General features: G+C 72.6%; 4 protein-coding genes, 1 pseudogene and 1 riboswitch. All 5 genes and pseudogenes read right to left on the bottom strand.

Features of this window, described 5'->3' with window-relative positions; genetic code table 11:
- A pseudogene (locus O3Q52_RS49340) lies at positions 1 to 112 on the bottom strand (histidine phosphatase family protein); the annotation flags it as partial.
- A complete protein-coding gene (locus tag O3Q52_RS49335; protein WP_269654968.1) occupies positions 109 to 903 on the bottom strand; it encodes a hypothetical protein in 795 nt (264 codons plus the stop codon). The pseudogene O3Q52_RS49340 and the gene O3Q52_RS49335, both read right to left, overlap by 4 nt.
- Positions 904 to 1,011: 108 nt before the next feature.
- Positions 1,012 to 1,860: an ABC transporter ATP-binding protein gene (locus O3Q52_RS49330; RefSeq protein WP_269654967.1), complete on the bottom strand. Its 849-nt coding sequence runs from the start codon at positions 1,858 to 1,860 to the stop codon at positions 1,012 to 1,014.
- Positions 1,860 to 2,873: an iron ABC transporter permease gene (locus tag O3Q52_RS49325; RefSeq protein WP_269654966.1), complete on the bottom strand. Its 1,014-nt coding sequence runs from the start codon at positions 2,871 to 2,873 to the stop codon at positions 1,860 to 1,862. The genes O3Q52_RS49330 and O3Q52_RS49325 overlap by 1 nt, the downstream gene beginning before the upstream one ends.
- Positions 2,870 to 3,904 (bottom strand): ABC transporter substrate-binding protein, encoded by a 1,035-nt coding sequence (locus O3Q52_RS49320; protein WP_269654965.1) that lies wholly within the window; start codon positions 3,902 to 3,904, stop codon positions 2,870 to 2,872. The genes O3Q52_RS49325 and O3Q52_RS49320 overlap by 4 nt, the downstream gene beginning before the upstream one ends.
- Before the next feature lie 66 nt (positions 3,905 to 3,970).
- Positions 3,971 to 4,158: riboswitch (cobalamin riboswitch) on the bottom strand.
- Between the last annotated feature and the right edge of the window lie 374 nt (positions 4,159 to 4,532).

Here is a 4,532-nt window from a genome sequence, read left to right as displayed (position 1 = left end):
CGCGCGGGGCGAGCGGCCGTTCGTGGCCCCCGACGTCGTCCGGCCAGGCCGACTTGGCGTGCCGCAGGACGACCAGGCGGCGCAGCGGGCCCGCTCCGGCGCGCGCGATCACGAGGGGGTCTCGCGGCCGATGTCACGGGTGAGTTCGAGCCCGAGGAGCCGGTCGGCGTAGGCGTACGTCTCGAAGCGGGCGCCGTCCGGGACGGTCCCCGACGTCTCCACCTTGCGCAGCACCGCGAGTACGGCGGGCACGTCAAGGTCGTCCTCCCAGGCGGCGCGCAGCTGTTGGCGTACGGGGTCGGGGATGGGGCCGGACGGCCGGGTCGCCCAGGTGGCGACGGCACCTCGCCAGCGCCGCAGGGTGTCCTCTGCGTCCGTGAGGGCCGCCTCGTCGAGCCGGAGGGGTTCGCGGCGGGGGCACGCGAGCAGGGCGAGGCGGAGGGCCGAGGCGCGCTCGTCGTCGTCCGCCACTCCGCTCTCGGCGTCGACCGGGGCGCCCTCGACCCGCAGACCGTTCACCGCGTCGTCGTCCTCGACCGCGCCGGTCGCGCCGGTCGCACCGGTCGCACCGGTCGCCGTCTCCGTATCCGTCTCCGAAGCGCACACGCGCAGCACCTGGGCCTCGCCGAGGCCTGATCCGCTCTCGCGCTCGTCCTCGAAGGGCCGGATGCCGAGCGCCGTGGCGCGGGCCCGGAGTTCCTCGCGCCCCTCGGTGCCGGTCAGTACGGTCCAGACGGGCGTCCCGCTGATCTCCAGGGCGCGTACGAGGACGTCGGCGACCAGGAGCACGCGCAGGCCCGTGGTGTCGGGGCGCGGCACGTGCGCCTCGACACGGGTCAGGCCCCTGCGGGCGGGGGTGGCGTCCGTGGGCTCGCCGGTTCGGGCGTCGGTGATACGCAGCACGGGCTGAGCGTAGGCGCGTGCGAGGTCCGGCGCGGGGAGGCTGACGTCATTTCCGGACACGTGTTCGCGAATCACCGGTGCGGCCAGGACGATTCGCCGGTGCACCGGTCAACCCACGGTGCCCAGGAAGCGCACGTGCGGCCGGTCGTCGGGACCGTCCCGTGTGACGGCGGCCCGGACCCCGTACACGTCGGCGATGAGCCCTTCCGTGAGGATGTCGCCCGGGCTGCCGCAGGCCACGACGCGCCCCTCGCGCAGGACCACGAGCTGATCGCAGTACATCGCCGCGAGGTTGAGGTCGTGCAGGGCGACGACGCTGGTGACCGGGAGCGAGGTGACGAGGGTCAGCAGGTCGAGCTGGTGCTGGATGTCCAGGTGGTTGGTCGGCTCGTCGAGGAGCAGTTCGCGGGGTTCCTGGGCGAGTGCGCGGGCGATCTGCACGCGCTGGCGCTCGCCGCCGGAGAGGGTGTGCCAGGACTGGCGGGCGAGTCCGGTCAGGCCGGTGCGGTCCAGCGCGTCGCGTACGGCCCGTTCGTCCGCCTCGGACGCGGGGGTCCAGGCGCGGCGATGAGGTGTGCGGCCGAGCCCTACGACATCCAGGACGCTCAACTCGACCTGGGTGTCGGCCTGTTGCTCGACCACGGCGACACGGCGGGCGATGTCGCGGCGGCCCAGTTCGGCGAGGGGGCTGCCATCGAGGGTGACGACACCGGAGGCCGGAGCGAGGACGCCGGCGAGCAGGCGCAGGAGGGTGGACTTGCCGGACCCGTTCGGGCCGAGCAGGCCGACGGTGGTGCCGGGGGCCGGGGTGATGCTGACGCCGTCGAGGATGACGCGGCCGTCGGCGGTGCGCGTGACGCGGTGGGCGCGGAGTCCGTCTCCTGGTGCCGCCTGCACGCGCTCGGTTCCAGGTGCTGCCTGTACGCGCCCGGTGCTCTTGATGTCCTCCGCCGTCATCACGCCCTCCGTGTCCGGTACAGCACCAGCACGAAGACCGGTACGCCGATCAGCGAGGTCACCACGCCCACCGGTACCTCCTGGGGATCGAGGACGGTACGGGCGAGGGTGTCCACCCACACCAGGAACACCGCACCGGCGAGGGCTGTGACCGGGAGCAGCCGGGCGTGCCCGGATCCCACCAACGCCCTTGCCGCATGCGGCAGTACGAGGCCGACGAAGCCGATCGCGCCCGCCGAGCTGACGAGCGCGGCGGTCAGCAGCGCCGTGGCGCACAGCAGCACGAGACGCGTACGGGCCACGGAGACCCCTAGCGTCGCGGCGGCGTCCTGGCCAAAGGCGAACGCGTCGAGCGTCCGCGCGTACCCGAGGCACACCAGCAGCGTCACCGCGAGGACCGCGAAGCACACCCAGACGTCGGTCCAGCCGACCCCGCTCAGCGAACCGAGCAGCCAGAACAGCACCCCGCGGGTGGTCTCGGCGTCGGCGGCGGTCATCACGACGAAGGAGGTGAGCGCGGAGAAGAGCTGCATCGCGGCGACTCCGCTCAGCACCACCCGGTCCGTCGCCCCGCCCAGTGTGTGGCTGAGCAGCAGGACGAGCCCGAACGACAGCACCGCACCGAGGAACGCGCCCGCGGAGACCGAGACCAGGCCCCCGCCGACGCCGAGGACGACCACGATGACGGCGCCGGTCGAGGCGCCCGAGGACACCCCGAGGACGAACGGGTCGGCGAGCGGGTTGCGCAGCAGGGACTGCATCACCGCGCCGCACACGGCGAGTCCGGCCCCGCACACGGCCGCCAGGAGCGTGCGCGGCAGGCGCAGTTCCCAGACGATGCCGTCCCGGATCGGGGTCAACTCCGAGCTGCCCCAGCCGAGATGGGACGCGACCACGGACCAGACGTCGCCGACCCGGATGTCCGCGGGGCCGATGGTGATCGCGACGGCGACGGACCCGAGGAGCAGGGCGACGCCCGCGGCGATGAGCAGTCCCAGGCGCGGCCGTGTCACCCGGCGAGCCCGAACTCCCGCAGGGCGGAAGCGACTTGCTCGACGCCTTCGACCGTGCGGATGGTCGGGTTCATCGCCTGCCCGCTGAGCAGGACGTACCGCTTCTTCCTGACGGCGGTCATGTTCTTGGTGACCGGGTCGGACTCCAGGAACTCGATCTTCTTCTTCGCGGACTCGGCGGTCTGCGACTTGCGCGTCAGGTCGCCGATGACGAGCACGTCGGGGTCGCGGTCGGCGACGGTCTCCCAGTTGACCTGGGGCCACTCCTCGTGCGTGTCGTCGAAGACGTTCTTCGCGCCGAGGGTCCGGGTGATGACGCCGGGCGCGCCGCAACAGCCCGCCATGTAGGGCGAGTCGGAGTTGGCGAACCAGTACAGGAGGGTGACGTCGGAGGCGTCGATCCCCGAAGTGGCCTTCTTCGTCCGCTGCTTGAGGTCGGCGACGAGCTGCTCGCCCCGCTTCTCGACGCCGAACACCTCGGCCAGGTCGCGCACTTCGCCGTAGACGGCGTCGATACCGAGGGCCTTCTTCCGTGAGCCGTCGCCGCCCGAGGCGTTGTCCTTGCCGACGCAGTCGGAGGGCGAGACGTAGGCGGGCACGCCGAGTTTCTCGAACTGCTCCCGGGTGGCCACGCCGCCCTTGCCCAGCGTCGACACGAACGAGGCGGCGACGAAGTCGGGGTCGGCGTCCAGGACCCGTTCGAAGGAGGGGTTGTTGTCGGCGATCCGCTCCACTTTCGCGTTCGCCTTCTCCAGGCCCTTCATCACCGGGTCGGTCCAGGTCGCGGTACCGGCCATGCGGTCGGCGAGGCCGAGCGAGAGCATGATCTCGGTGGTGCCCTGGTTGAGGGAGACGGCCCGCTTCGGCGGGGACTCGACGCGTACGGTCTGTCCGCAGTTGTCGAGGGTGACGGCGGCCCCGGAGTCCGTGCCGGACGACGATTCCCCCGAGTCTCCCGAACCGCAGCCGGTCAGCAGGAGAGCCCCGGACAGGGCGAGGGCAGCGGGGCGGGCAAGACGTGCGACGGGCACGGGAGTTCCTCAGGCGTCGAGGGCTCGAACGCGGAGCCCGGTCGTACGGTGCTCCCCCGTCGGCACGTGACCGCGGAGGCCGCCAGCAGGTCTTCGGACTCGGGGTCACCCGGACGAGGCGCCTTCCCGGACCGTCATGCCGGTCCAGTGGCCGATGCCCCGCCCGTCACCCTCACCGCTGCGCGTCAGCTCCGGATTCCCACCGGATTCCCTGACCCACGTACATGGGTTCGACTGGCCCCGGCAAGCTATCACGGCGGGTGTCGCGGACCGGCGGGCGGACCTGCGGGGTGACCGGCGGACAGATCTGCGGGCAGACCGGCAGTGCGGGCCCCGTCGGCCGTTCCACCTGTTCCGGCGGTGTTCACGGCCACGCCACACCGCTGCCCACGCCCCTGCCCCCGCGGCCTGAATGAGTGGTTCCGCTCAGTGAGTCTCTCGGAGGCACCGGAGGGCCGCCCCATGACCGGGACCGAAATGGCGGGGACCGCACCCACTCCCCCGCCCTCGTCCACACCCGCATCGCCGTCCGCGCCCGCATCGCCGTCCGCGATCAACCGACGTCGCTTTCTGCTCGCGTCCGGCGCCGTCGCGGCGGGAGCGACCGCAGGAGCGGCCGCCGTCTTCC

The organism is Streptomyces sp. ActVer, from assembly GCF_027270795.1.
GTDB lineage: Bacteria > Actinomycetota > Actinomycetes > Streptomycetales > Streptomycetaceae > Streptomyces > Streptomyces umbrinus_A.
Note: the sequence above shows the minus strand (reverse complement) of the source record. Positions and strands in the feature narration are given on the sequence as shown.

Bases quoted from the DNA above. Each gene is read 5' to 3' on its own strand.
- O3Q52_RS49330 (WP_269654967.1), bottom strand. From the start codon at position 1,860: ATGACGGCGGAGGACATCAAGAGCACCGGGCGCGTACAGGCAGCACCT.